This is a genomic window from Methylobacterium sp. J-088, assembly GCF_022829295.1.
Lineage (GTDB): Bacteria > Pseudomonadota > Alphaproteobacteria > Rhizobiales > Beijerinckiaceae > Methylobacterium.
Genome location: NZ_JAKSYH010000130.1, coordinates 1 through 26,209 on the forward strand (window position 1 = coordinate 1; position 26,209 = coordinate 26,209).

General features: G+C 67.7%; 21 protein-coding genes and 1 tRNA gene. 20 read left to right on the top strand and 2 right to left on the bottom strand.

Annotated elements, in window-relative coordinates; genetic code table 11:
* The 18 genes from tuf to greA all read left to right on the top strand — a co-directional run bounded on the left by tuf (position 1) and on the right by greA (position 21,346).
* Positions 1-1,191: an elongation factor Tu gene (tuf, locus tag MKK63_RS13635; RefSeq protein WP_244002547.1), complete on the top strand. Its 1,191-nt coding sequence runs from the start codon at positions 1-3 to the stop codon at positions 1,189-1,191.
* Between the two features lie 256 nt (positions 1,192-1,447).
* Positions 1,448-2,338: a hypothetical protein gene (locus MKK63_RS13640; RefSeq protein ID WP_244002549.1), complete on the top strand. Its 891-nt coding sequence runs from the start codon at positions 1,448-1,450 to the stop codon at positions 2,336-2,338.
* 65 nt (positions 2,339-2,403) lie between these two features.
* Positions 2,404-2,480: transfer RNA gene (locus MKK63_RS13645), tRNA-Trp, on the top strand.
* A 180-nt stretch (positions 2,481-2,660) separates the two neighbouring features.
* The gene (gene secE, locus MKK63_RS13650) at positions 2,661-2,957 is read left to right on the top strand and encodes a preprotein translocase subunit SecE (RefSeq protein WP_244002551.1); all 297 of its coding nucleotides are present in this window, start codon (positions 2,661-2,663) and stop codon (positions 2,955-2,957) included.
* Between the two features lie 73 nt (positions 2,958-3,030).
* Complete coding sequence (gene nusG / locus MKK63_RS13655) at positions 3,031-3,564, top strand: transcription termination/antitermination protein NusG (protein ID WP_243923914.1); 534 nt, start codon at positions 3,031-3,033, stop codon at positions 3,562-3,564.
* 217 nt (positions 3,565-3,781) lie between these two features.
* Complete coding sequence (rplK, locus tag MKK63_RS13660; RefSeq protein ID WP_244002553.1) at positions 3,782-4,231, top strand: 50S ribosomal protein L11; 450 nt, start codon at positions 3,782-3,784, stop codon at positions 4,229-4,231.
* An 11-nt stretch (positions 4,232-4,242) separates the two neighbouring features.
* Entirely contained in the window at positions 4,243-4,941 is a 699-nt protein-coding gene (gene rplA, locus MKK63_RS13665) for a 50S ribosomal protein L1 (RefSeq protein WP_243923912.1), read from the top strand.
* A gap of 135 nt (positions 4,942-5,076) precedes the next feature.
* On the top strand, positions 5,077-6,720 hold the full coding sequence (locus MKK63_RS13670) for a B12-binding domain-containing radical SAM protein (RefSeq protein WP_244002555.1): 1,644 nt from the start codon (positions 5,077-5,079) through the stop codon (positions 6,718-6,720).
* A 36-nt stretch (positions 6,721-6,756) separates the two neighbouring features.
* Positions 6,757-7,026: a type II toxin-antitoxin system ParD family antitoxin gene (locus MKK63_RS13675; RefSeq protein WP_244002557.1), complete on the top strand. Its 270-nt coding sequence runs from the start codon at positions 6,757-6,759 to the stop codon at positions 7,024-7,026.
* A gap of 1 nt (position 7,027) precedes the next feature.
* Positions 7,028-7,873: a type II toxin-antitoxin system RelE/ParE family toxin gene (locus tag MKK63_RS32235; RefSeq protein WP_409564512.1), complete on the top strand. Its 846-nt coding sequence runs from the start codon at positions 7,028-7,030 to the stop codon at positions 7,871-7,873.
* Positions 7,851-8,369, top strand: coding sequence for a 50S ribosomal protein L10 (rplJ, locus tag MKK63_RS13680; protein ID WP_243923909.1), 519 nt, complete (start codon positions 7,851-7,853; stop codon positions 8,367-8,369). Before MKK63_RS32235 ends, rplJ begins: the two co-directional genes overlap by 23 nt.
* A 49-nt stretch (positions 8,370-8,418) precedes the next feature.
* Positions 8,419-8,796 carry a 50S ribosomal protein L7/L12 gene (gene rplL / locus MKK63_RS13685; protein ID WP_244002559.1) on the top strand — a complete coding sequence of 126 codons (378 nt, stop codon included), beginning with the start codon at positions 8,419-8,421 and terminating at the stop codon, positions 8,794-8,796.
* Positions 8,797-9,043: 247 nt separating this feature from the next.
* Positions 9,044-13,168, top strand: coding sequence for a DNA-directed RNA polymerase subunit beta (gene rpoB, locus MKK63_RS13690; protein WP_244002561.1), 4,125 nt, complete (start codon positions 9,044-9,046; stop codon positions 13,166-13,168).
* Positions 13,169-13,347: 179 nt separating this feature from the next.
* Positions 13,348-17,556, top strand: coding sequence for a DNA-directed RNA polymerase subunit beta' (gene rpoC, locus MKK63_RS13695; RefSeq protein WP_244002563.1), 4,209 nt, complete (start codon positions 13,348-13,350; stop codon positions 17,554-17,556).
* A gap of 267 nt (positions 17,557-17,823) precedes the next feature.
* Positions 17,824-18,921 carry a cell wall hydrolase gene (locus tag MKK63_RS13700; protein WP_244002578.1) on the top strand — a complete coding sequence of 366 codons (1,098 nt, stop codon included), beginning with the start codon at positions 17,824-17,826 and terminating at the stop codon, positions 18,919-18,921.
* Positions 18,922-19,133: 212 nt separating this feature from the next.
* Positions 19,134-19,718: a hypothetical protein gene (locus MKK63_RS13705; protein ID WP_244002566.1), complete on the top strand. Its 585-nt coding sequence runs from the start codon at positions 19,134-19,136 to the stop codon at positions 19,716-19,718.
* A gap of 67 nt (positions 19,719-19,785) precedes the next feature.
* Positions 19,786-20,772: an MDR family oxidoreductase gene (locus tag MKK63_RS13710; protein WP_244002568.1), complete on the top strand. Its 987-nt coding sequence runs from the start codon at positions 19,786-19,788 to the stop codon at positions 20,770-20,772.
* A 100-nt stretch (positions 20,773-20,872) separates the two neighbouring features.
* Complete coding sequence (gene greA / locus MKK63_RS13715; protein ID WP_244002570.1) at positions 20,873-21,346, top strand: transcription elongation factor GreA; 474 nt, start codon at positions 20,873-20,875, stop codon at positions 21,344-21,346.
* 6 nt (positions 21,347-21,352) lie between these two features.
* Here the strand turns inward: greA and MKK63_RS13720 are convergent, their stop codons facing one another.
* Entirely contained in the window at positions 21,353-22,252 is a 900-nt protein-coding gene (locus MKK63_RS13720; RefSeq protein ID WP_244002572.1) for a LysR family transcriptional regulator, read from the bottom strand.
* A 137-nt stretch (positions 22,253-22,389) separates the two neighbouring features.
* Here MKK63_RS13720 and wrbA point away from each other — a divergent pair, with 137 nt between their 5' ends.
* Positions 22,390-22,986, top strand: coding sequence for an NAD(P)H:quinone oxidoreductase (gene wrbA / locus MKK63_RS13725; RefSeq protein ID WP_243923895.1), 597 nt, complete (start codon positions 22,390-22,392; stop codon positions 22,984-22,986).
* A 142-nt stretch (positions 22,987-23,128) separates the two neighbouring features.
* On the opposite strand, the gene MKK63_RS13730 is transcribed toward wrbA, so the two are convergent.
* Positions 23,129-24,127, bottom strand: coding sequence for an L-threonylcarbamoyladenylate synthase (locus tag MKK63_RS13730; RefSeq protein ID WP_244002574.1), 999 nt, complete (start codon positions 24,125-24,127; stop codon positions 23,129-23,131).
* A gap of 128 nt (positions 24,128-24,255) precedes the next feature.
* On the opposite strand from MKK63_RS13730, the gene MKK63_RS13735 reads away from it, so the two are divergent.
* Positions 24,256-25,995, top strand: a complete 1,740-nt coding sequence (locus MKK63_RS13735) for an acyl-CoA dehydrogenase (RefSeq protein WP_244002576.1) — start codon at positions 24,256-24,258, stop codon at positions 25,993-25,995.
* Positions 25,996-26,209 lie beyond the last annotated feature (214 nt).

Sequence of the window (26,209 nt, forward strand, 5' to 3'; positions counted from 1 at the left end):
ATGGGCAAGGAAAAGTTCTCCCGCACCAAGCCGCACTGCAACATCGGCACGATCGGTCACGTGGATCACGGCAAGACGTCGTTGACGGCGGCGATCACGAAGGTGCTGGCTGAGACGGGCGGCGCGACGTTCACGGCCTACGACCAGATCGACAAGGCTCCGGAGGAGAAGGCGCGCGGGATCACGATCTCGACGGCGCACGTGGAGTACGAGACGGCCAACCGTCACTACGCGCACGTGGATTGCCCCGGCCACGCCGACTACGTGAAGAACATGATCACGGGCGCGGCGCAGATGGACGGCGCGATCCTGGTGGTGTCGGCGGCCGACGGCCCGATGCCGCAGACCCGCGAGCACATCCTGCTGGCCCGTCAGGTCGGCGTGCCGGCGCTGGTGGTGTTCCTGAACAAGGTCGACATGGTCGACGACGAGGAGCTGCTGGAGCTGGTCGAGCTGGAGGTGCGCGAGCTCCTCTCGAAGTACGACTTCCCGGGCGACGACATCCCGATCACCAAGGGCTCGGCGCTGATGGCGCTGGAGGACAAGGAGCCGAAGATCGGCAAGGAAGCGGTGCTGGCGCTGATGGCGACGGTGGACAGCTACATCCCGCAGCCGGAGCGTCCGATCGACATGCCGTTCCTGATGCCGATCGAGGACGTGTTCTCGATCTCGGGCCGCGGCACGGTGGTGACGGGCCGCGTCGAGCGCGGGATCGTGAAGGTGGGTGAGACGGTGGAGATCGTCGGCATCCGCGACACGCAGACCACGACGGTGACCGGCGTGGAGATGTTCCGCAAGCTGCTCGACCAGGGTCAGGCGGGCGACAATGTCGGCGTGCTGCTGCGCGGCACGAAGCGCGAGGACGTGGAGCGCGGCCAGGTCGTGTGCAAGCCGGGTTCGGTGAAGCCGCACGCCAAGTTCAAGGCCGAGGCGTACATCCTGACCAAGGAGGAGGGTGGCCGTCACACGCCGTTCTTCACGAACTACCGGCCGCAGTTCTACTTCCGCACGACGGACGTGACCGGGATCTGCACGCTGCCCGAGGGCACCGAGATGGTGATGCCGGGCGATAACGTGACCATGGACGTGGTGCTGATCGTGCCGGTGGCCATGGAAGAGAAGCTGCGCTTCGCCATCCGCGAGGGCGGCCGCACCGTCGGTGCCGGCGTCGTCGCCGCCATCAACGACTGAACCTGCAAGAGCGCTCTCGGCCGAAGCGGACACCGGTTCGGGGGAGAGCGCGTCACGACAAAGACTTCGAGCCAAGCCCATAGACGTGCGATCGGGCATAGCTCGAAGGACTGGTGCGCCGTGCACTGGGCCACAAGCATCCCGCCGTCTCGACGGCGGGCGTCGACCCAGATCGATGTGACTCACGCCGGCCTTCGTCTTGACGGAGCGCCGGCGTTGCTTTGTCCTGTCTCCGCCTGCTCTTGGGGAGACTCGGATGTCGGTCGGTTCCATTTTTCGGGCCGGGTGTTTCGTGGCCCTGATCTGTGTGGGGGCGGCGGTTCTGGCCGGCGCGGCCTGGGGTGATGCGTTGACCGACGGGCGCTTTCGCGCTGAGGTGGCAGCGCTGATCCGGGACATCCGGCCGGGGGTGAAGGTCCTCCTCGAGGCGGATCCGGCGCAGCTCAGCGTCGGCACGAAGACGATCGATCTGACGAACCTGTATCAGCGCATCGACGGCCTCTCCGAGCCCGGACGCCGGCATGAGGTCGAGGAATTCCTCGCCGTGGCTTTCGCGAAGGCCGCCCCCGCACCGGACACGGGCGACTTCGCGACGATCCGGTCGCGCCTGCGGCCGCAACTCGTGCCGGACGAGGTCCTCCAGCAATACGCGATGCTCGCGCATCGTCGGTTTTTCGAGACGCTGCACGTGGTCTACGTGCTCGACGAGCCGAATCGCTATCAGTACGTGACCCGCGAGATGCTCGCGGGCTGGCAGATCGATCCCGCACAGGTGGAGACAACGGCCGTCGCGAACTTGGCGGTCACGTCGAAGGATGCGCCGTTCGAACTGGTGCTCGGGGACGGTGCGCCCCTGTTCGCCATGGCCAATCCGGGGGACGATTTCGCCATCGCGCGGCTGCTCGTGCTGCCTTATCTCAACGAGATTCGGAGCGCCCTCAAGACCGACAGCATCACGCTGGCCGGACCGACGCGCAACCTGCTCCTCGCCTGGCCGTCCGGCAGCCCCGCGCGGCGCGCGTTGGCCGCGGAGGCCACGCGTTACCTGCGCACGGGCCCGTACGGCCGCAGCGACGAACTGTTCCGCTTCGACGGCCGCCAGCTCCGGCCCCTGAACACGATGGAGCGGGCCGATCACGGCCGGTGATTTGCGGCGGCCGCCGGCCGAACCCCTTGCAAGCCGGGCCGCGATGAGGCATTGGGCGGTTCGCTAGGAGTGTAGCTCAACTGGTCAGAGCGCCGGTCTCCAAAACCGGAGGTTGCGGGTTCGAGTCCCTCCACTCCTGCCAGACATCCGGCCCGATCCCACGCAGCGGCCCGGTCGACAAGCCGGTGGAGTTGCGTTAGAGCGGGCGAAATCCGAGATCTGAAGCGACCGTCGGTGCGGGCCCATCCGGGTCCTCGGCGCCGTCATTCGCGTTCCCGGAGCGGTCTCTGCCCGGGGCCGAACACGCACAGACACTGGCGCCATGGCATCGAACGAAGCGACCAAGAAGGTGGACCTGGTGCGCGGCGCGGCCCGCGGCCCCGTGAACCCGCCGCCGGCCCGTCCGGCGACGCCGGTTCGTGCGCCACAGAAGCGTGCCACACCGGGCGAGTTCTTCGCGCAGGTCCGCGACGAGGCCCGCAAGGTCACGTGGCCATCCCGCCGGGAGACCACGATCACGACGATCATGGTGTTCGTGATGGTGGTGGTCGCAAGCCTGTTCTTCACGGTGGTGGACCAGGCCCTGCGCTTCGTGGTTGGCCTGATCCTCGGTCTTTGAGATTTTGGGCCTCTGAGGCCGGGCACCATCGGACGAGGGAGACCTCGCAGACGTATCGGAGTTGAACGGAACCGTGTCGAAGCGCTGGTACATCGTCCACGCCTACTCGAACTTCGAGAACAAGGTCGCGCAGTCCATCAAGGACCAGGCGGCCCAGCGCGGGCTGTCCGAGCTGTTCGACGAGGTGATGGTCCCGATCGAGAAGGTCGTTGAGGTGCGCCGCGGCCGGAAGGTCGATGCCGAGCGCAAGTTTTTCCCCGGCTACGTGCTGGTGAAGTGCGACCTCACCGACGAGGTCTACCACCTGATCAAGAACACCCCGAAGGTCACGGGCTTCCTGGGCGCCGACAAGTCGAAGCCTGTTCCGATCCCCGATTCCGAGGCCGAGCGGATCAAGGGGCAGGTCGCCGAGGGCGTCGACCGGCCGAAGCCCTCCGTGTCCTTCGAGATCGGCGAGACCGTCCGGGTCGCCGACGGGCCGTTCGCCAGCTTCAACGGCACCGTCGAGGAGATCGACGAGGCCCGCTCCCGCCTCAAGGTGGCCGTGTCGATCTTCGGCCGCGCCACGCCGGTGGAGCTCGAATACGCCCAGGTCGAGAAGGCCTGAGCCTGCTTGTTTCGGCGGCCTTCCGGCCGCTGGTCTTTCGCGGCCGTCGCTGAGCGGCAGCCGAGAAGCCGCCGCACCTCGATAGGGATGCGGCACCATCCGCGGGAGATCCGCCCGGCCTCGCCTCCGGGATCAACGGCTCGCACCGCGACCTGCAACCGTCCGACCCGCCGCGCTTCAGGCTGCGTGGGGGCGGATTATCATTGGGAGCAGTCCCATGGCGAAGAAGATCACGGGTTACGTGAAGCTTCAGGTCCCGGCCGGCGCAGCGAACCCGTCGCCGCCGATCGGCCCCGCGCTCGGTCAGCGCGGCCTCAACATCATGGAATTCTGCAAGGCCTTCAACGCGAAGACCGCGCAGATGGAGAAGGGCACCCCGATCCCGGTGATCATCACCGCGTATCAGGACCGCTCCTTCACCTTCGAGATGAAGCAGCCCCCGGTCACCTTCTTCCTGAAGAAGGCCGTCGGCCTGAAGATCGGCAAGAAGCCGGCCTCCGGCTCCAAGACCCCGGGCAAGGGCCCGACCGTCGGCAAGATCTCCGAGGCGCAGCTCCGCGAGATCGCCGAGAAGAAGATGCCCGACCTCAACTGCGACTCGCTCGAGTCGGCCGTTGCCATGATCCGCGGCTCTGCCCGGGCCATGGGCCTTGAAGTCACGGCCTGAGGGAGGACATCATGGCTAAGGAAGGCAAGCGCATCCGCGCCGCCCGCGAGGGCATCGAGGTCACCAAGCTCTATCCCCTCGACGAGGCGATCAAGCTGGTGAAGGAGCGGGCGACCGCGAAGTTCGACGAGACCGTCGAGGTCTCCATGAACCTCGGCGTCGATCCCCGTCACGCCGACCAGATGGTTCGCGGCGTCTGCAACCTGCCGAATGGCTCCGGCCGGACGGTGCGTGTTGCAGTCTTCGCCCGCGGCGCCAAGGCGGACGACGCCAAGGCTGCCGGTGCCGACATCGTCGGCGCCGAGGATCTCTTGGAGATCGTGCAGAGCGGCAAGATCGAGTTCGATCGCTGCATCGCCACCCCGGACATGATGCCGCTGGTCGGTCGTCTCGGTAAGGTGCTGGGCCCGCGCGGCCTGATGCCGAACCCGAAGGTCGGCACCGTCACCATGGACGTGAAGAGCGCCGTCGCCGGTGCCAAGGGCGGCTCGGTCGAGTTCCGCGTCGAGAAGGCCGGCATCGTCCATGCCGGCGTCGGCAAGGTCTCGTTCGACGCCGACAAGCTCGTCGAGAACATCAAGGCGTTCGCCGACGCGGTCGCCAAGGCCAAGCCCGCGGGTGCCAAGGGCACCTACGTCCAGCGCATCGCCGTCACCTCGACGATGGGCCCGGGCGTGAAGGTCGAGCCGAACACCGTGCTCACCGCCTGACCCCAGGCGAATCGTCCACGCTGCGAAGCGCCCGACCGGAAACGGCCGGGCGTTTTTTCGTTGTCGATGCTCCCTCACGCCATTCTCACCACGAAGGGGGGCGCCAAGCCCCAAGGCTGTGCTAGATAAGCCGCCATGCGATGCACCCTGACGGTTTCCTCCAAGCGACGCATCCTGTGCGTCTTCCCCGCTTACACCCCGTCCTTCGGGACGTTCTCCCACGCCTACCCGCTGATGGGCGGGGTGAAGGCGTTCATGCCGCCGCAAGGCTTGCTGCTGATCGCAGCCTATATGCCGGAGGCGTGGGAATGCCGGTTCATCGATGAGAATATCCGCCGCGCGGGTCCGGCCGACTTCGCCTGGGCCGATGCGGTGTTCGTCTCCGGCATGCACATCCAGGAGCCGCAGATCCACGACATCCGCGACCGCGCCCGCGCGGCCGGCAAGGTCACGGCCCTGGGCGGCCCCTCGGTCTCGGGCGCCCCGGAGAAGTACCGCGACTTCGATTACCTCCATCTCGGCGAGATCGGCGACGCCACCGACCAGCTCATCGCGCGCCTCGATGCCGACCTGACGCCGCCGCCCGCCCAGGTGGTGCTGGAGACCAAGGATCGGCTCGCCCTTTCGGATTTCCCGGCCCCGGCCTACGAGGCGGCGCCGCTGAAGCGCTATCTGATCGGCTCGCTGCAATTCTCCTCGGGCTGCCCGTATCGCTGCGAGTTCTGCGACATCCCGCAGCTCTACGGCCGCCAGCCGCGCCTGAAGAGCCCGGAGCAGATGTGCGCCGAGCTCGACGCGATCATCAGCCAGCCGGGCCACCCGGCGGTGGTCTACTTCGTGGACGACAACTTCATCGCCAACCGCAAGGCGACCCGCGAGATGCTGCCGCACCTCGTGGCGTGGCAGAAGAAGAACGAATACCCGCTCCAGTTCGCTTGCGAGGCGACGCTGAACATGGCCAAGCAGCCCGAGATCCTCGAGCTGATGCGGCAGGCGAACTTCATGACCGTGTTCGTCGGGATCGAGACCCCGGAGACGGAGGCGCTCAAGGGGATCGACAAGACCCACAATGCCGCCGTGCCGATGTACGAGGCGATCGAGACGCTGAATTCCTACGGGTTGGAGGTGACCTCCGGCATCATCCTGGGGCTCGATTCCGACAGCGACGCATCCGAGCAGAACCTGATCGACTTCATCGACCGCTCGGCGATTCCCGTCCTGACCATCAACCTGCTCCAGGCCCTGCCCAAGACGCCGCTCTGGGACCGGCTGGAGCGCGAAGGCCGGCTCCTGCACGATGCCAGCCTGGAATCGAACGTCCTGTTCAAGCGCCCCCACGATTCCGTGGTCAGCAGCTGGCGCCGGGCGATCGCGCACGCCTACGAGCCCGAAAAAATCTTCGAGCGGTTCAAGCATCAGTGCGCGGTGACCTACCCGAACCGCATCACCACGCCGACCGCCGGCAAGCTGACCTTCACCAACCTGCGCCGCGGTCTGATCCTCGGCTTCAACATCATCACGCGGGTCGGGATGTTTTCGGATTACCGCAAGCCGTTCTGGAGCGCGGCCGGCTATGCCCTGAAGCGCGGGCAGATCGAAGCGGTGTTCAATATGGGCTTCGTGGCCCACCACCTGATCCGCTTCACTCGTGAGGCCCTGCGCGGCGAGCACAACGCCTCGTTCTACGCCGCCAAGGCCGCGGAGGCGAAGGAGGCCCGCGACCGGAGCTGGTGGGAATCGGCAAGGCGGAAGCTGGCGCCGGAGCGCGAGGCGGCATAGCCTCACGGCCTGCTGTCCGAAATGCGGAACTCCGTCATGACCGACATCGACCTGACTCCTGACCTCGACCGCTTCGTGCGAAGCCAAGTCGATGCCGGCCGATTTCGGGATCTGTCTGACGTGATCGCCGCGGGATTGCGCCTCTTGGAAGAGGCCATCGCGACCCAAACTGGGCATCGCGACCATCTTCTGGCTTCGATCGCCGCGGCATTCGATGATCCCAATCCGGGAGTCGCCGTTGCTGTCGCGTTCGACCGCTTGGAAGGGCGGCACGCGCGCCGGGTGAGCAACGGCGGTCAGCCTTGAGATCTTCCTCCGGTCGGAGGCCGTTGGGGATCTCGATTCTCTGTACGACTATATCGCCATCGAAAGCCCGGAACAGGCGATAGCCCTCATTCGTCGGATCCGGAGCCGCTGCGAGTCGCTATCCGAACTTTTTAGGGCAGGGCGTGCCCGGGACGTTCCAGGCCAGGGCTGCGGCTCATCGCTTTCGAGCGCCGCGTTGTCATCGCATATGCCCTGCGCGAGACGCGGATCGAGATCCTGCGCATCCTCTACCGCGGGCGAGACGTCAATGCACTGCTCAGTCAGGTCTGAGGGCCAGAACACGCGGGAACTGCGCTTGGATGGCGGAGTGATGGCGTGCAGGCCCTTGCCTGCGGCGGAAAAGTCGCGCTTCGGGTCTTGGCAGGCCGCTTGCCAGGCTCTATACACCGCGCTTCACGCATTTATCCTTACGGAAGGAAACGGCCGATTGGCCGGTTTCCGCTCGAAATGTTGCCCGGGCAACCGGGTGGCACTGGCCGGCAGGATCCAGAGGGCACCACGCCCCGCGGAGCCTCGTCCGGCCATGTCCTGTCCGAGACTGCAGGTGCCGGTTCGCCGGCTTAATCCACCAGCCTGCACAGACGGGGAAGACCGAATTCGAAACGCTTCGCCACGGCTCAGGCCGTGGAGGGGTATCGGTTTGAACCAACTCACCCGAAGCGGCCCCTCAGGGGCACGTGCGGGGACAGGGCCGCGAAGCGTCGTTCGGACGTTCCCGGTCTTTCGAAGGCCGAGACCACGTCCGGGCGGCATGTGCAACCGGCGGGCCCGATTTTCGGGTTCCGCCAACCGGAGAGAGCCCAGTGGACCGGACAGCAAAAGCTGACCTCGTCTCGACGCTCAACGGCGTGTTCAATCAGAGCGCCGTTGTCGTCGTGGCCCACTACAAGGGCCTCACGGTCGCCGACATGCAGAAGCTGCGTTCGCAGATGAAGCAGGCCGGCGCCACCGTGAAGGTCGCCAAGAACAGCCTCGCCGGCATCGCACTCGATGGTACGGACGTCGCCTCCATCAAGCCGCTCCTGAAGGGCCCGACCCTGCTCGCCTATTCCGGCGATCCGGTCGCAGCCGCCAAGGTCGCGGTGGATTTCGCCAAGACGAACGACAAGCTCGTGATTCTCGGCGGCGCAATGGGCGCGACAACCCTGAACCCGGACGGCGTGAAGGCCCTCGCCTCGCTCCCGTCCCTCGACGAACTGCGCGCCAAGATCGTGGGCCTCGTACAGGCGCCCGCGACCAAGATCGCCCAGGTCGTCAATGCGCCGGCGGCCAAGCTCGCCCGCGTGTTCGGGGCCTATGCCACCAAGGACGAGGCCGCCTGAGGGCCTTCAAAAACCCTTCGTTCGAACCGATATCTGAGAGGAATTCACAATGGCTGATCTTGCCAAGCTCGTCGACGACCTGTCCTCGCTGACCGTTCTCGAGGCTGCCGACCTGGCCAAGATGCTTGAAGAGAAGTGGGGCGTCTCGGCTGCCGCTGCCGTCGCCGTGGCCGCTGGCCCGGCCGCCGGCGGTGGCGCTGCCGCCGTCGAGGAGCAGACCGAGTTCACGGTCGTTCTCGCCGCCGCCGGCGACAAGAAGATCGAGGTCATCAAGGAGGTCCGCGCGATCACCGGCCTCGGCCTCAAGGAAGCCAAGGACCTGGTCGAGGGCGCGCCCAAGCCGGTCAAGGAAGCCGTCACCAAGGACGAGGCCGAGAAGCTCAAGGCCCAGCTCGAGAAGGCCGGCGCCAAGGTCGAGCTCAAGTAAGGCGACGATGGGCCGGTCCCGGCCCATCACCTCACGGAGGTCCGTTCCGGGCCTGTCGTGACCGAAGCCCGCGGGCGCTGCGCCCGCGGGCTTTAGGCCGCTTCGGCGGATGGTCCCGGAAGGGACCGAAAACGAGATTCGGTTCGGTGGCGCGGCCCGGCGGGGCGCGCGTCACGGCCCGGTGCGGGAGGTCCCTTCGCGGGAACGCTTCCCCGGGCGCGAGGCACGCGGGTAGGAGCGAGGTCACATGGCCAACACGCTGGTCGGTCGCAAGCGCATTCGGAAGTTCTTCGGCAAGATCAAGGAAGTTGCCGAGATGCCGAACCTCATCGAGGTTCAGAAGGCGTCCTACGACCAGTTCCTGATGGTCGACGAGCCCGAAGGCGGGCGCGGCGACGAAGGGCTGCAGAGCGTGTTCAAGTCGGTGTTCCCGATCTCCGACTTCGCCGCCACGGCCCTCCTGGAATTCGTCCGCTACACCTTCGAGCAGCCGAAATACGACGTCGATGAGTGCCGCCAGCGCGGCATCACCTTTGCGGCGCCGCTGAAGGTGACGCTCCGCCTGATCGTGTTCGATGTCGATCCCGACACCCAGGCCAAGTCGGTCAAGGACATCAAGGAGCAGGACGTCTACATGGGCGACATGCCCCTGATGACGGAGAACGGCACCTTCATCGTCAACGGTACCGAGCGCGTCATCGTCTCGCAGATGCACCGCTCGCCGGGCGTGTTCTTCGACCACGACAAGGGCAAGACCCATTCGTCGGGCAAGCTCCTGTTCGCCGCCCGCATCATCCCGTACCGGGGCTCCTGGCTCGACGTCGAGTTCGACGCCAAGGACATCGTGCATGTCCGCATCGACCGGAAGCGCAAGCTGCCGGCGACGTCGCTGCTCTACGCGCTCGGCCTGGACGGCGAGGAGATCCTGTCGACCTTCTACAACCGCGTCGTCTACGACCGGGATGGCGCCGAGTGGCGTGTGCCGTTCGATGCCGAGCGCATGAAGGGCATGAAGGCGACCGTCGACCTGATCGACGCCGATTCCGGCGAGGTCGTGCTCGAGGCCGGCAAGAAGCTCAACGCCCGCAACGCCCGTCAGATCACCGACAAGGGCACCAAGTTCCTGAAGGCGACCGACGAGGATCTCGTCGGGCAGTACATCGCCGAGGATCTGGTCAACGCGCAGACCGGCGAAATCTGGGCCGAGGCCGGCGAGGAGATCTCCGAGAAGCTCCTGAAGAGCCTCGAGGATGTCGGCACCACCGAGCTGCCGGTGCTCGACATCGACCACGTCAATGTCGGCCCCTACATCCGCAACACCCTGGCGGTGGACAAGAATTCCGGCCGCGAGGGCGCGCTGTTCGACATCTACCGGGTCATGCGCCCGGGCGAGCCGCCGACCCTCGATACCGCCGAGGCGATGTTCCACTCGCTGTTCTTCGATTCCGAGCGCTACGACCTCTCGGCGGTCGGCCGCGTGAAGATGAACATGCGGCTCGACCTCGACGCCGCCGACACGGTCCGCACCCTCCGCAAGGAGGACATGCTGGCGGTGGTCAAGGCACTGGTCGAGCTGCGCGACGGCAAGGGTGAGGTCGACGACATCGATCACCTCGGCAACCGCCGCGTCCGCTCGGTGGGTGAGCTCATGGAGAACCAGTACCGCCTGGGCCTCCTGCGCATGGAGCGCGCCATCCGCGAGCGCATGAGCCAGGTCGATATCGACACGGTCATGCCGCAGGACCTGATCAACGCGAAGCCCGCGGCCGCGGCCGTGCGCGAGTTCTTCGGCTCGTCGCAGCTGTCGCAGTTCATGGATCAGACCAACCCGCTCTCCGAGGTGACGCACAAGCGCCGCCTCTCGGCGCTCGGCCCGGGCGGTCTGACCCGCGAGCGCGCCGGCTTCGAGGTGCGCGACGTGCACCCGACCCATTATGGCCGGATCTGCCCGATCGAGACGCCGGAAGGCCCGAACATCGGCTTGATCAACTCCCTGGCGACCTTCGCCCGGGTCAACAAGTACGGCTTCATCGAGACCCCGTTCCGCCGCGTCCGCGACGGCGTGGTCACCAACGAGGTCGCCTACCTGTCGGCCATGGAGGAGGCGAAGTACTACGTCGCCCAGGCCAACGCCCAGATGGACGAGAACAAGAAGCTGACGGAGGACCTCGTGGTCTGCCGTCGGGCCGGCGACGTGATCGTCGTGGGCCCCGAGCGCGTCGACCTCATGGACGTCTCGCCCAAGCAGCTCGTCTCGGTCGCCGCGGCGCTGATCCCGTTCCTGGAGAACGACGACGCCAACCGCGCGCTCATGGGCTCGAACATGCAGCGGCAGGCGGTGCCGCTGGTCCGCGCCGACGCCCCGTTCGTGGGCACCGGCATGGAGGCGGTGGTCGCCCGGGATTCCGGCGCCGCCATCGCGGCGCGCCGGGCCGGCATCATCGATCAGGTCGACGCCACCCGTATCGTCATCCGCGCCACCGAGGAGGCGGATGCGAACAAGCCGGGCGTCGACATCTACCGCCTGCAGAAGTTCCAGCGCTCCAACCAATCGACCTGCATCACGCAGAAGCCGCTGGTCCGCGTCGGCGAGTTCGTGAAGAAGGGCGAGATCATCGCCGACGGTCCCTCGACCGAGTTCGGTGAGCTGGCGCTCGGCCGGAACGTGCTCGTCGCGTTCATGCCGTGGAACGGCTACAACTTCGAGGACTCGATCCTGCTCTCCGAGCGGATCGTGAAGGATGACGTGTTCACCTCGATCCACATCGAGGAGTTCGAGGTGATGGCCCGCGACACCAAGCTCGGGCCGGAGGAAATCACCCGCGACATCCCGAACGTCTCCGAGGAAGCGCTCAAGAACCTCGACGAGGCCGGCATCGTCTATATCGGTGCCGAGGTGAATGCCGGCGACATCCTCGTCGGCAAGATCACCCCGAAGGGCGAGAGCCCGATGACGCCGGAGGAGAAGCTGCTCCGCGCCATCTTCGGCGAGAAGGCCTCGGACGTGCGCGACACCTCGCTGCGGGTCCCGCCGGGCGTCACCGGCACGATCGTCGAGGTCCGGGTGTTCAACCGCCACGGCGTCGACAAGGACGAGCGCGCCCAGGCGATCGAGCGCGAGGAGATCGAGCGGCTCGCCAAGGACCGCGACGACGAGCAGGCGATCCTCGACCGCAACACCTACGCCCGTCTGGCGGATGTGCTGATCGGCCAGGCGCCGGTGGCCGGCCCGAAGGGCTTCAAGAAGGACACGACGCTCACCCGCGAGCTGATCAACGACTATCCGCGCTCGCAATGGTGGCAGTTCGCCGTCATCGAAGACCGTCTCATGACCGAGATGGAGGCGATGCAGAAGCAGTACGACGAGTCGAAGAAGCGCCTCGAGCAGCGCTTCCTCGACAAGGTCGAGAAGCTGCAGCGCGGCGACGAGCTGCCGCCCGGCGTCATGAAGATGGTCAAGGTCTTCGTGGCGGTGAAGCGCAAGATCCAGCCGGGCGACAAGATGGCCGGCCGTCACGGCAACAAGGGTGTCGTGTCGCGGATCGTGCCGATCGAGGACATGCCGTTCCTTGAGGACGGGACCCATGCCGACATCGTGCTCAACCCGCTGGGCGTGCCCTCGCGCATGAACGTCGGCCAGATCCTGGAGACCCATCTGGGCTGGGCGGCTGCGGGCCTGGGTCGCAAGGTCTCCAAGGCGGTGGATGCCTATCTGAAGTCGCACGACATCGCGCCGCTGCGTCAGGAGATGGAGGCGATCTACTCTCCGGGTGAGCTCGACGGTCTGACGGACGAGGAGCTGGCCGAGGCCGGCAACAATGTCCGCCGCGGCGTGCCGATGGCCACTCCGGTGTTCAACGGTGCCAAGGAAGCCGACATCGAGCAGATGCTGGAGATGGCCGGGCTCGACCGCTCGGCGCAGTCGACGCTCTATGACGGGCGGACCGGCGAGTCCTTCGACCGCAAGGTGACGATGGGCTACATCTACATGCTGAAGCTGCACCACTTGGTGGACGACAAGATCCACGCCCGGTCGATCGGCCCGTACTCGCTCGTCACCCAGCAGCCGCTGGGCGGCAAGGCACAGTTCGGCGGTCAGCGCTTCGGCGAGATGGAGGTCTGGGCGCTGGAGGCCTACGGCGCGGCCTACACGTTGCAGGAGATGCTCACGGTGAAGTCGGACGACGTGGCCGGCCGCACCAAGGTCTACGAGGCGATCGTCCGCGGTGACGACACGTTCGAGGCCGGCATCCCCGAGTCGTTCAACGTGCTCGTCAAAGAGATGCGCTCGCTCGGCCTCAACGTCGAGTTGACGTCCTCGAAGAAGGCCGCGAACGACCAGCTCGAGCCGCCGGCCGACGCGGCCGAGTAGAGCCAGTCGCAAAAACCTCCCGTGGCGGTGGGGATCACCGCCGCCACGGTCGAGCGGGAAGGGGAGGGGCCTTCCGGGTTTGACGACGGTGAGCAGCACCCGTGCGGGGTGCGGCGCCGGACCTTTTTCAGGACACGACGGCCCGGCGCGGGGCCCTCGGCGTCAACAAGGAGCGGATCATGAACCAAGAGGTCATGAACCTTTTCAACCAGCAGGCCACACCGGTCAGCTTCGACCAGATCAAGATCTCGATCTCGTCCCCGGAGAAGATTCTCTCCTGGTCGTACGGTGAGATCAAGAAGCCCGAGACCATCAACTACCGGACCTTCAAGCCCGAGCGCGACGGCCTGTTCTGCGCGCGCATCTTCGGGCCGATCAAGGATTACGAGTGCTTGTGCGGCAAGTACAAGCGCATGAAGTACAAGGGCGTCATCTGCGAGAAGTGCGGCGTCGAGGTCACCCTGGCGCGCGTCCGGCGCGACCGCATGGGCCATATCGAGCTGGCCGCTCCCGTCGCGCACATCTGGTTCCTGAAGTCGCTGCCCTCGCGCATCGGCCTGCTGCTCGACATGGCGCTCAAGGACCTTGAGCGGATCCTGTACTTCGAGTCCTACTGCGTCATCGAGCCGGGCCTCACCCCCCTGAAGGAGCGTCAGCTCCTCTCGGAGGAGGAGTACCTGCGCGCCCAGGAGGAGTACGGCGAGGACAGCTTCACCGCCATGATCGGCGCCGAAGCCATCCGGCGCATCCTGCAGGAACTCGACCTCGACAAGATCGCCAACGATCTGCGCGAGGAGATCGCGGTCACCACCTCGGAGCTCAAGCCCAAGAAGCTCCTGAAGCGGCTCAAGATCATCGAGGCCTTCCAGATGTCCGGCAACAAGCCGGAATGGATGATCCTCACGGTCGTGCCGGTGATCCCGCCGGACCTGCGCCCGCTGGTCCCGCTGGACGGCGGCCGCTTCGCGACCTCCGACCTGAACGACCTGTATCGCCGCGTCATCAACCGCAACAACCGCCTGAAGCGGCTGATCGAGCTGCGCGCGCCCGACATCATCATCCGCAACGAGAAGCGGATGCTGCAAGAGGCGGTGGACGCGCTGTTCGACAACGGTCGGCGCGGCCGCGTCATCACGGGTGCCAACAAGCGCCCGCTGAAGTCGCTCGCCGACATGCTCAAGGGCAAGCAGGGCCGGTTCCGCCAGAACCTGCTCGGCAAGCGCGTCGATTACTCGGGCCGTTCGGTCATCGTGGTCGGTCCGGAGCTGAAGCTGCACCAGTGCGGCCTGCCCAAGAAGATGGCTCTGGAGCTGTTCAAGCCGTTCATCTACGCGCGCCTCGACGCCAAGGGCTTTTCCGCCACGGTGAAGCAGGCGAAAAAGCTCGTTGAAAAAGAAAAGCCGGAGGTCTGGGATATCCTCGATGAGGTGATCCGCGAGCACCCGGTGATGCTGAACCGCGCGCCGACGCTCCACCGTCTGGGCATCCAGGCGTTCGAGCCGAAGCTGATCGAGGGCAAGGCGATCCAGCTGCACCCCCTGGTCTGCGCCGCGTTCAACGCCGACTTCGACGGCGACCAGATGGCCGTGCACGTCCCGCTGTCGCTCGAGGCGCAGCTGGAAGCGCGCGTGCTGATGATGTCGACCAACAACATCCTGCACCCGGCCAACGGTCAGCCGATCATCGTGCCGTCGCAGGATATCGTGCTCGGCCTCTACTACCTGTCGATCGTGGCTGACGGCCTGCCGGGCGCGTTCCAGGCGGACAATCCCAAGAACCCGATGCAGGGCGTCTATGGCGACATGGGCGAACTCGAGCATGCGCTCGCCGCCAAGGCCGTGTCGCTGCACACCAAGATCAAGTGGCGCTGGACCGGCATCGGCCCGGACAACCAGCCGCTGACCAAGACCTACGAGACCACCCCGGGCCGGGTGATCCTGTCCGGCGCCCTGCCGAAGCACGCCAAGGTTCCCTTCGACGTCGTCAACAAGCTGATGACCAAGAAGGAGATCTCGGCGATGATCGACACCGTCTACCGCCACTGCGGTCAGAAGGAGTCGGTGATCTTCTGTGATCGGATCATGGCGCTGGGCTTCAACCACGCGTTCAAGGCCGGCATCTCGTTCGGCAAGGACGACATGGTCGTTCCGGACAACAAGTGGTCGATCGTCGACACCACCCGCGCGCTCGTGAAGGATTACGAGCAGCAGTACAACGACGGCCTGATCACCCAGGGCGAGAAGTACAACAAGGTGGTCGATGCCTGGGCCAAGTGCTCGGACAAGCTGGCGGCCGAGATGATGGGCCGGATCTCCGCCGTCCAGAAGGACGAGAACGGGGCCGACAAGCAGATCAACTCGATCTACATGATGAGCCACTCCGGTGCCCGTGGCTCGCCCGCCCAGATGAAGCAGCTCGCGGCGATGCGCGGCCTGATGGCCAAGCCGTCGGGCGAGATCATCGAGACGCCGATCATCTCGAACTTCAAGGAAGGCCTGGACGTCCTGGAGTACTTCAACTCCACGCACGGTGCCCGTAAGGGCCTGGCCGATACCGCCCTGAAGACCGCCAATTCCGGCTACCTGACCCGCCGCCTCGTCGACGTGGCCCAGGATGCCGTGATCCGCGAGGTCGATTGCGGCACGACCAACGGCATCAAGATGCGCGCCATCGTGGATGCCGGTCAGGTCGTGGCGACGCTCGCCACCCGTATCCTGGGCCGCGCCACGGCCGAGGATCTGGTGGCTGCGGACGGCACGGTGATCGTCAAGACCGGCGAGACCATCGAGGAGCGGCACCTGCTGGCGATCAACGCCGCCGGCATCCAGGAGGTGAAGATCCGCTCGGTGCTGGTCTGCGCCACCCGGAGTGGCGTCTGCGCCACCTGCTACGGGCGCGATCTGGCCCGCGGCACGCCCGTCAACATGGGTGAGGCCGTCGGCGTCATCGCGGCGCAGTCGATCGGCGAGCCGGGCACGCAGCTCACGATGCGGACCTTCCACATCGGTGGTGCGGCCCAGATTGCCGACTCGTCGTTCATCGAGTCGAGCTTCGAGGGCACGATCAAGATCCGCAACCGCGCGATCGCCAAGAACTCCGATGGCGATCTGATCGCCACCGGCCGTAACGTGGCGGTCGTCATCGTCGGGTCGGACGGCGTCGAGCGGGCGGTCCACCGCCTGCAATACGGCGCCAAGCTCCGGGTCGACGAGGGCGACAAGATCAAGCGCGGGCAGCGGATCGCCGAGTGGGATCCCTACACCCGTCCGATCCTCACCGAGGTCGATGGCCTCGTGGCCTACGAGGATCTGGTCGACGGCCAGTCCATGACCGAGACCACCGACGAGTCGACCGGCATCGCCAAGCGCGTCGTCGTCGACTGGCGCGGTTCGGCCCGGACCTCGGACCTGAAGCCCGCGATGGTCGTGGTCGACAAGGAAGGCAAGGCGCTCAAGCTGCCCCGCGGCTCGGACGCCCGTTACTTCCTGCCGGTCGATGCCATCATCGGCTTCGATCCGGGTTCGAAGGTCAATGCCGGCGACATCCTGGCCCGCGTCTCGACCGACTCGGCCAAGACCCGCGACATCACCGGCGGTCTGCCGCGGGTGGCGGAGCTGTTCGAGGCCCGGCGCCCGAAGGATGCGGCGATCATCGCCGAGAAGTCGGGCACCATCGCGTTCGGCCGCGACTACAAGAACAAGCGTCGGCTCACGCTGACGCCGCATGACGGCTCGGAGGCGGTCGAGTACCTGATCCCGAAGGGCAAGCACATCCACCTGCAGGACGGTGACGTGGTCGAGCTCGGCGATTACATCGTCGATGGAAACCCGGCGCCGCACGACATCCTGGCGATCAAGGGCGTGGAGGAGCTCGCGGCCTACCTCGTCAACGAGATCCAGGAGGTCTACCGGCTGCAGGGCGTGTCGATCAACGACAAGCACATCGAGGTGATCGTCCGGCAGATGCTGCAGAAGGTCGAAGTGACCGATGGCGGTGATTCCGACATCCTCTCGGGCGATCAGATCGACCGCACAGAGCTGACCGAGTTCAACGACAAGCTGCTCGCCGAGGGCAAGAAGCCGATCCAGGGCGTTCCAGTCCTGCTCGGCATCACCAAGGCGTCGCTGCAGACCAAGTCGTTCATCTCGGCGGCCTCGTTCCAGGAGACGACCCGGGTGCTCACCGAGGCCGCGGTCAACGGCAAGGTCGATCATCTGGAAGGCCTGAAGGAGAACGTGATCGTCGGCTCGCTCATCCCGGCCGGCACGGGTTCGATGGTGGCGGACATCCGCTCCATCGCCCGCCGCCGCGACGCGATGATCCTGCAGCAGAAGCAGTTCGAGAGCGGTGCGATCCCGGTCGAGGAGCGTATGCCCGCCGCCGAGTGAGGCGACGCGCAGCATCGAGACGCGACAGGGCGGCCTTCGGGCCGCCCTTTTTCATGGTCGCGTCCGAACGGGACAGCGCCCGTGACGCGCGCTTAACCCAGCCTCAACCATACCGCGCGATAAATCCCGGGCGGCCGCAGAAACACCCTGGAAACGGGGAGGATCGGGTCCTTCGGGTTCTGTGAGTACGGGTCTGGCGTCGTGGGCACGAGACGAGGACGACGGGAATCGAGCCTGCGCTGGCTCTCGGCCGCGATGACCCCCTGGATGGTCGGGCTCGGCCTTCTGGTGTCGTTCACCGCCGATGCCGGCACGGAGAACGCCATCGGATCGAGCCGCCTCGGCTTGATCGATGCCGACACGGTCCCGCCCCTGCCGCCCGGCACGATGCTGATCGGCTCCGCCCTGCGCAGCCTCGGCGACGAGCCGCCCCGGGCGGTGTTCAAGACCGGCGCCCATGTCTTCCCGGTGGTGCAGCGGGCGGGCAAGGGCAACCCGGCCCAGCCGCCGGCCGAGAGCTTCGCCCGTCGTGCCGTGAACCTCCGCGAGACCGGCGCCGCCCTGGTGTTCGGCGACGTCACCGGCAGCGTCAGCGGCGTGCTCACGCAAGGGGCCGCGATCTGGGACCCGGAATCCGAGCCGGACGCCACCTTCCTGCTGGTGCCCGATCTTGGCCTGACCACCGGTGCCGGCAGTGCCGCTTCCACGGGCGCGGGGACGGCCGACCTGACCGAGGACGGCGATCCCGCGCGCTTCGATGGCTCGACCCCGCCGGTGCCCCGCGCCGTCGCCCTGTCGTCCACCACCCCGGCCCCCGCCGACGCGATTCCCGTCGAGGTCGCGGCCGCGAGCCTCGCGCTGCCCGATTTCGCGATCCGCACCGAGCGCCCCGACAGCGCCCAGCCCGTGCCCGAGGATGCCCGCCGGCGCTACGCCGACCTGATCGACCCGGAATCCCTCGACAAGGAGCAGCGCTGCCTGTCGGAAGCGGTCTATTTCGAGGCCCGCAGCGAGTCCGAGGCCGGGCAGGCCGCCGTCGCCCAGGTGGTGCTGAACCGCGTGAAGAGCGGCCTCTATCCGGCGAGCGTCTGCGGCGTCGTCTACCAGAACCGGCACCACTACATGGGCTGCCAATTCTCCTTCGCCTGCGAGGGCAAGTCGCTCCGCATCACCGATGCCGGCGCGTGGGAATCCGCCACCCGCATCGCCCGCTCGGTGATCGAGGGCCGGACCTATCTGGCCGAGGTCGGCGCCGCCACCCATTACCACGCCGATTACGTGCGGCCGGGCTGGGCGCGTCGGCTGCGGAAGATGGACGTCATCGGCCGGCATATCTTCTATCAGCTCAAGGCCGGCCAGACCTGATCGGGCCCGGTCTGGACTTCATAAGAGATCCTGATGCCGATCCGAGCAATTCTACCTAGGTAGGCGACGGCTAAGCAGTCGAAACCAAGGGTTAATTTTACCTTCGTTCCCGATAATGCTTGCACGCCAGGCAACGAGTCTGGCCTCTGGTACGTCGAGACGGGCGCCGCTTTCGCGGCTCGGTCCAGCGTATTGCGTACCAGAGGAATTCCATGACCGCGCCGGTCGCCAGCACCCTCGTCCTCGCCGCCCTCGGCGGCCTGCTCCTCGCCGCGCCCGCCCAGGCCGGTGGCTGCTACGGCAGCGCCTGCTACCGCCACGTGGTCATGCCGCCCGTCTACGACACGGTGCAGGAGACCGTGCTGGTGCGCCCGTCGCGCACCGTCTACCGCACCGTCCCGCCGGTTTACGAAACCGTGTCCGAACAGGTGCTGGTCGCGCCGGGCGGTCACTTCTGGCAGACGAGCCGCGGCCCCGGCGGCGAGCTGGTCGGCTGCTGGGTCACCACGCCGCCGCGCTTCGCCATGCGCACCCGGACCGTGGTGGTTCGCCCGGCCCAGGCGATCCCCGAGACGATCCCGCCGGAATATGCCAGCGTGAGCCGGCGCGTCCGCGTGGCGCCCGCCCGGGCCGGATGGGTTCCGGTCGGCGGCGGCTATGGCGGCTACGCACCGGCCTCCTATGGCGGTCCGCTGATCGGCTCGATCCCGGATGCCGTGGGCATGACCGGCGCCAGCTCGTCGGATCTCGGCGTCGCCCTCGGCTTCACCTACGGCAGTCCGTACGAAGGGTACTGACGCCCGCCCTGCCGCCTTGATTCCGGGCGTCCCGGCGACACCTCACCGCCAACGACGGGAGGTGACGATGGGGACGTTCAAGGCTTGGGTGGTCGACAAGGGCGAGGCCGGACAGAGCCTTGCGTTCCGGGATTTCGACGAGGCCGACCTGATGGACGGTGACGTCACCGTCCGGGTGACGCACTCGACCCTGAACTACAAGGACGGTCTCGCGCTCACCGGGAAGTCGCCGGTGGTGCGCCGCTTTCCGATGATCCCCGGCATCGACTTCTCCGGTATCGTCGAGCGCTCGGATCATTCCGCGTACAAGCCGGGCGATCCCGTGGTGCTCACCGGCTGGGGCGTCGGCGAGACGCATCTCGGCGCCTATGCGCAGCGCGCCCGGGTGAAGGGTGACTGGCTCGTTCCGCTGCCCCAGGGGCTCCGCCCCGAGCAGGCCATGGCGATCGGCACCGCCGGCTACACCGCAATGCTGTGCTGCATGGCGCTCGACGCCCACGGGGTGACGCCCGCCCACGGCCCGGTGATCGTCACCGGCGCCTCGGGCGGCGTCGGCTCGGTGGCGGTGGCTTTGCTCGCACGGGCGGGCTGGCACGTGATCGCTTCCACGGGGCGCGACGGCGAAACCGATTACCTGAAGGGCCTCGGCGCGGCCGAGATCCTCGACCGGGCGGAGCTGTCGAAGCCCGGCAAGCCGCTCGGCAAGGAGCGCTGGGCCGCGGGGGTGGACGCGGTCGGCTCGACGACGCTTGCCAACGTGCTCGCCATGACGAAGGCCGACGGTGCCGTCGCGGCCTGTGGTCTGGCGCAGGGGATGGACCTGCCGACCTCGGTGGCGCCGTTCATCCTGCGCGGTGTCTCGCTGCTGGGCATCAACAGCGTCACCACCCCGCAGCCGAAACGCCGCGAGGCCTGGGCGCGGCTCGCCCGCGACCTCGATCTGGCCAAGCTCGCCGCGATGACCAGCACGGTCCGCCTGGAGGGTGTCGGCCGGCTCGGCGAAGAGATTTTGGCCGGGAAGGTGCGGGGGCGGATTGTGGTGGATGTGGGCTAGAGCCGCGCCCGCTTGCGCCGAACCGGTGTTCGATGCGGCGGGCAGCGCTCTGCTTCCAAAGTGGTGGAACCGGAGCCGTACCAGCCCTGTTTAATTCTTTATGAGCGTCGCATTCATCAAAGAGCCCGAGGGCGGGGAAGCGTTCGAGAACCTGCCGGATCGGCCGATCTCGCCCCATGCCAACTTCGTCACCCCAGAGGGCTTGGCCCAGATCGAGGCCGAAGTGGCGCGCCTCGAAAAGGAGGTCGCGTCCCTGGATCCCAACGATAAGGCCGAGGATTCCAGGATCGGGCGCGACCTGCGTTATTGGGCATCCCGGAAGAACACCGCACAGCTCGTGGAGCCGAAGGCGGGCGACACGGTGCATTTCGGTTCGACCGTCACGGTGCTGCGCGAGGACGAGTCCGGCAAGGAGACCCGCCAGACCTTCCGGATCGTCGGCGAGGACGAGGCCGATCCACACAAGGGCTCGATCTCCTACGTGGCGCCGCTGGCGCGCGCGATCACCAGCAAGACGGTGGGCGACGTGGTCGAGGTGAACGGCCACGACGTCGAGGTGCTCGAGATCCGCTGAACGCGTTTACCGCTGCTCCTGCAAGCCTGCGACCGGCAAACCTTCGAAGCGCGGCCGCAGGGGCAGGATCGCCTCGGCGATATGGTCCATGAAGACCCGGACCCTGGCCGCGTGCCGCAGGTCCGGATGGGTCAGCACCCAGAGATCGACCCCAAGTTCCGGATGAGGCCCCGAGAGGCGGCGCAAAGCGGGGTTGGCATCGGCCGAGAAGCAGGGCAGGGGGCCAATCCCAATCCCCGCCGCGACGGCGGCCTCCAGCCCCGTGACCGTGTTGATCCGCAGCCTGACACGATCCGCCGGAGCCTGCGCGCCGGCGAACCGCGCGAACGTGCCGCCGGCCACGGTCGGATCCGGACTGACCCAGGCCTCAGACGCGAGGTCGCGGTATTCCCGGTCGGCCCGGCCGTAGATGGCCCACGCCACCGCGGCGAGGCGGCGACCGACCAGGGTCTCGCTCGGATCGCGGCTTGCCCGGATCGCAACATCGGCATCCCGGCGCGACAGGTTGAGCGCCGCCTCGGCCAGGATCAGCTCGATCCGGATCTCGGGATAGCGGGTGGCGAAGTCCGCCAGGATCGGCATGAGCAGTTCCAAGGCCAGGCTCGTCGGCGCCGTCACGCGGAGTTCGCCGGAGGGGGTCTCGCTTCGGCCGACCGCCCTACGCTCGAACCGGGTCACGTCGGCCTCGATCCGGTTCGCGGCCTCGACCATGGCTTGGCCGCAGGGGGTGGGGACGTAGCCGGTCCGCAGGCGCTCGAACAGCCGTGCCCCGAGCTTCGTTTCCAGCGCCGTGAGCCGGCGAAAAGCCGTCGAGTGGTTGATTCCGAGCTGCGCCGCGGCCGCCGTCAGGCCGCCCTGCGTGGCCACGGTCTTCACGAAGCGAAACGCGTCCCAATCCAGCGGCATGCCTGCTCCTTGCGTCTGCGCAAGACCGGTTTTGCGCAGCAGGGCATTTTTGCAAAGCACGAAACGCGCGATGGAGGTGGCATCGCGCCGTTCGATGATTCGGGCGGCCGTGCGAAACGCGACCCGGAGATCCCGACATGGCCAAGGTGCTGGTGCTGTACTACTCGACCTACGGACACGTGGAGCAGATGGCCTACGCCGTCGCCGAGGGTGCCCGGGAGGCCGGGGCCGACGTGGTGGTGAAGCGCGTTCCGGAGCTGGTGCCCGAAGAGGTCGCCCGGCAGAGCCATTTCAAGCTCGATCAGGCGGCCCCCGTTGCCACCGTCGATGAGCTGTCCGACTACGACGCGATCATCTTCGGCACGCCGACCCGCTACGGCAACATGGCCTCCCAGATGAAGCAGTTCATCGACCAGACCGGCGGGCTCTGGATGAAGGGTGCCCTGGTCGGCAAGGTCGGTTCGGTCTTCACCTCGACAGCGTCCCAGCACGGCGGCCAGGAGACGACCCTGACGAGCTTCCACACGGTGCTGTTTCACCACGGCATGGTGGTGGTCGGATTGCCCTACAGCTTCCAGGGGCAGGGCGGGGTCGAGGCGGTGAAGGGCGGGACGCCCTACGGCGCCAGCACGATCGCGGATGGCGACGGCTCGCGTCAGCCGAGCGGGGTGGAGCTGGAGGGCGCCCGCTTCCAGGGCCGCCACGTTGCCGGGATCGCGGCCAAGCTGGCCTGAGGGTTTCGGCCAAGAAAAAAGGCTCGGATTGCTCCGAGCCTGAAAGGAAAAAGGCCATTGGGGGCTGAGAAGGCCTTCGTGATCAATAAACGGGCGACGAAGGGGTTTGTTCCGCCGCTGGCGAAAAAAATCGCACGCTGCCTCAACGGGGGGCGGCGGCCCGGGCCAGCCGGTCGCGGATCGCTTCGCCCAGGCCCGCGGACGGGATCGGCGCCACCGCGATGGTCGCCGCCCCCGACGCGTCGAGCTCCCGCAGGGCGCCGAAGAGGCGGGCGGCGGCTTCTTCGGCATCGCCCGCCGGGCTGAGGTTGAGCGCGGCGCAGGCCATTGCGTAGCCTTCGGGGTGGTGCGCGCCGAACAGCAGCACCGCCTCCCCCGGCGCGATGCGCGTCGCGTCGAGGCGGACCCGCGCCCGGGGGGCGTAGTGCGAGGCCAGCATGCCGGGTCCCGCCGGCCGGTCGGCATCGGCCGCCTCCGGGCGCGCCGGATCGTGGCCCAGAACCGCGCGGAGCGCCGCCCGGGTGATCCCGCCGGGCCGCAGCAGACGCGGCGGGCCGCCGAGACAGGCCACAACGGTCGATTCGACCCCCACCGGCGTGTCGCCCCCATCGAGCACGGCGGCGATCCGGCCCGCGAGATCGTCGAGGACGTGGGCGGCCCGCGTCGGGCTGACCCGGCCCGAGCGGTTGGCCGAGGGCGCGGCCACCGGCCGGTCCACCGCGGACAGGAGCGCCCGCGCCAGCGGATGCGCGGGCACCCGCAGGGCGACGCTCGGAAGGCCGGCGCGGGCGAGGTCGCAGACGCGCGTCCCCGAATGGGCCGGCACCACCAGGGTCAGCGGGCCCGGCCAGAAGGCGTCCGCCAAACGGCGCGCCGGACCATCGAACACGCCCTCCGCCGCGGCCGAGTCGGGATCCGGCAGATGCGCGATCAGCGGGTTGAAACGGGGCCGCTCCTTGGCGGCGAAGATCCGCGCTACGGCGGCGGGATCGGTCGCGTCCGCCCCGAGCCCGTAGACCGTCTCGGTCGGGAAGGCCACGAGGGCGCCGCCCCGCAAAAGCGCGGCGGCCTCGGCAAGGCCGGACGCGTCAGGATCGAGCCGCGGGGTCGCGGCCGGGACCGTTGACCCGGGATCGTTCATGGGGGAAGCCGTCTCAGAGACACGGGCGGTGCGCACGCCTATTCTCGGGCCGCCGTAGCCCCGGGATGCGGGCGCGGTCAAACCCGCGCCACATCGAACGCGCGGGCCGCCGCCGAGGGAGGATCGTCATGAGTTACCGCGCCCCGGTCCCCGAGATGCTGTTCACGCTCAGGCACGTGGCCGGGCTCGACGCGGTCGATCCCGAGGACGCCGAGGCGATCCTCTCCGAGGCCGGGCGGATCGCCGCCGGCGTGCTCGCGCCGTTGAACCGGGCCGGCGACCGGCACGGCACCCCGTTCGCGGAGGGGCGCGTCACCACCCCGCCGGGCTGGCGGGAGGCCTACCGCACCTTCACGGAGGGCGGCTGGAACGGTCTCTCGGCCGCGGCCGACCATGGCGGCCAGGGCCTGCCGAAGCTGATCGAGGCCGCCTGCACCGAGATGTGGAACGGCGCCAACCTCGCCTTCGGCCTCTGCCCGCTTCTGACGCAAGGCGGCATCGAAGCGCTGGCAGCCCACGGTTCGGACGAACTGAAGGCGCGCTACCTCGAAAAACTGGTCTCGGGCGAATGGCCCGCCACCATGAACCTCACCGAGCCGCAGGCGGGCTCCGACCTCGCTCTGCTGCGGACCCGCGCCGTGCCGGTCGGCGACGGCACCTACCGGATCACCGGCAACAAGATCTACATCACCTACGGCGAGCACGATCTGGCCGACAACATCGTCCACCTCGTCCTGGCCCGGCTGCCCGATGCGCCCGCCGGCACCCGGGGCATCTCGCTGTTCCTCGTGCCGAAGGTGCTCCCCGACGGCAGCCGCAACGACCTGCGCTGCTCCGGCCTCGAGCACAAGCTCGGCATCCACGCCTCGCCGACCTGCTCCATGGCGTTCGGCGACCAGGGCGGCGCCACCGGCTGGCTGATCGGCCAGGAGAACAAGGGGCTGGCCTGCATGTTCACGATGATGAACGCGGCCCGCCTGAACGTCGGCCTCCAGGGGGTCGGCGTCGCCGAGGCCGCGACCCAGCGGGCGCTCGCCTACGCGCACGAGCGCCGCCAGGGCCGGGCGATCGGTGCCGCCGAGGCGACGAGCCCGATCGTGGCGCATCCGGACGTGCAGCGCATGCTGCTCACCATGAAGGCCTACACCGCCGCCGCCCGGGGGATCTGCTACCTCACCGCCGCCGCGCTCGACGCCGCGCAGGGGCCGGAGGGGCAACCCGCATTGGATCGCGCCTCGCTGCTGACCCCGGTGGCCAAGGCCTTCGCCACCGACCTCGCCAACGAGGTGACCTCGCTCGGCGTGCAGGTCCATGGCGGCATGGGTTTCGTGGAGGAGACCGGGGCGGCGCAGCTGATGCGCGATGCGCGCATCCTCGGCATCTACGAGGGCACCAACGGCATCCAGGCGATCGACCTCACCGCCCGCAAGCTGCCCCTGAACGGCGGCGCCACGGTGCGCTCGCAGATCGCCTGGATGCGCCGGGCAGCCGAGGGCCTGCTCAAGGCGGGCGACCCGGCCTTCGGCCACATGGCGGCGCGGCTGCGGGACGGGATCGGCAGCCTCGACCGGGCGACGAGCCACCAGCTCGCGGCTTTGGCGTCCAACCGTCCGGAGGCGGCGCTCGCGGGCGCGACCCCGTATCTGCGCCTGTTCGGCCTCGTGCTCGGCGGCGCCTGCCTCACCCGGAGCGCGCTGGCGGCGGGCGCTGCCCTGAAGGCTGGCGAGACCGACCCGGCCCATGCGGGGCGCGTCGCGCTCGCACGCTTCTACGCCGAGAACCTTCTGGTGGCCGCGTCCGGGCTGGAGCAGAGCGTGATCGAGGGCGGCGCCTTCACGGATGAGGCCAAGCTGGCGCTGGCGGTCTGAGCGGCCGCCGGCTCGAACAGCCATGTGGAGCAGGAACCCGACACATCGTGCTAGAGCCGTGCCCGATCGCGTTGCACACGGTACACGACACAGTGGCGGCGGGCGGCGCGCCGTGGTGGACTGAGGGATTCCTCGCCAAAGGGATCCCCCCATGTCCGCTTGTCTGCGCACCGCCCTGATCGAGAGCCTATCGGCGCATCTGGGCCTGGGCAAA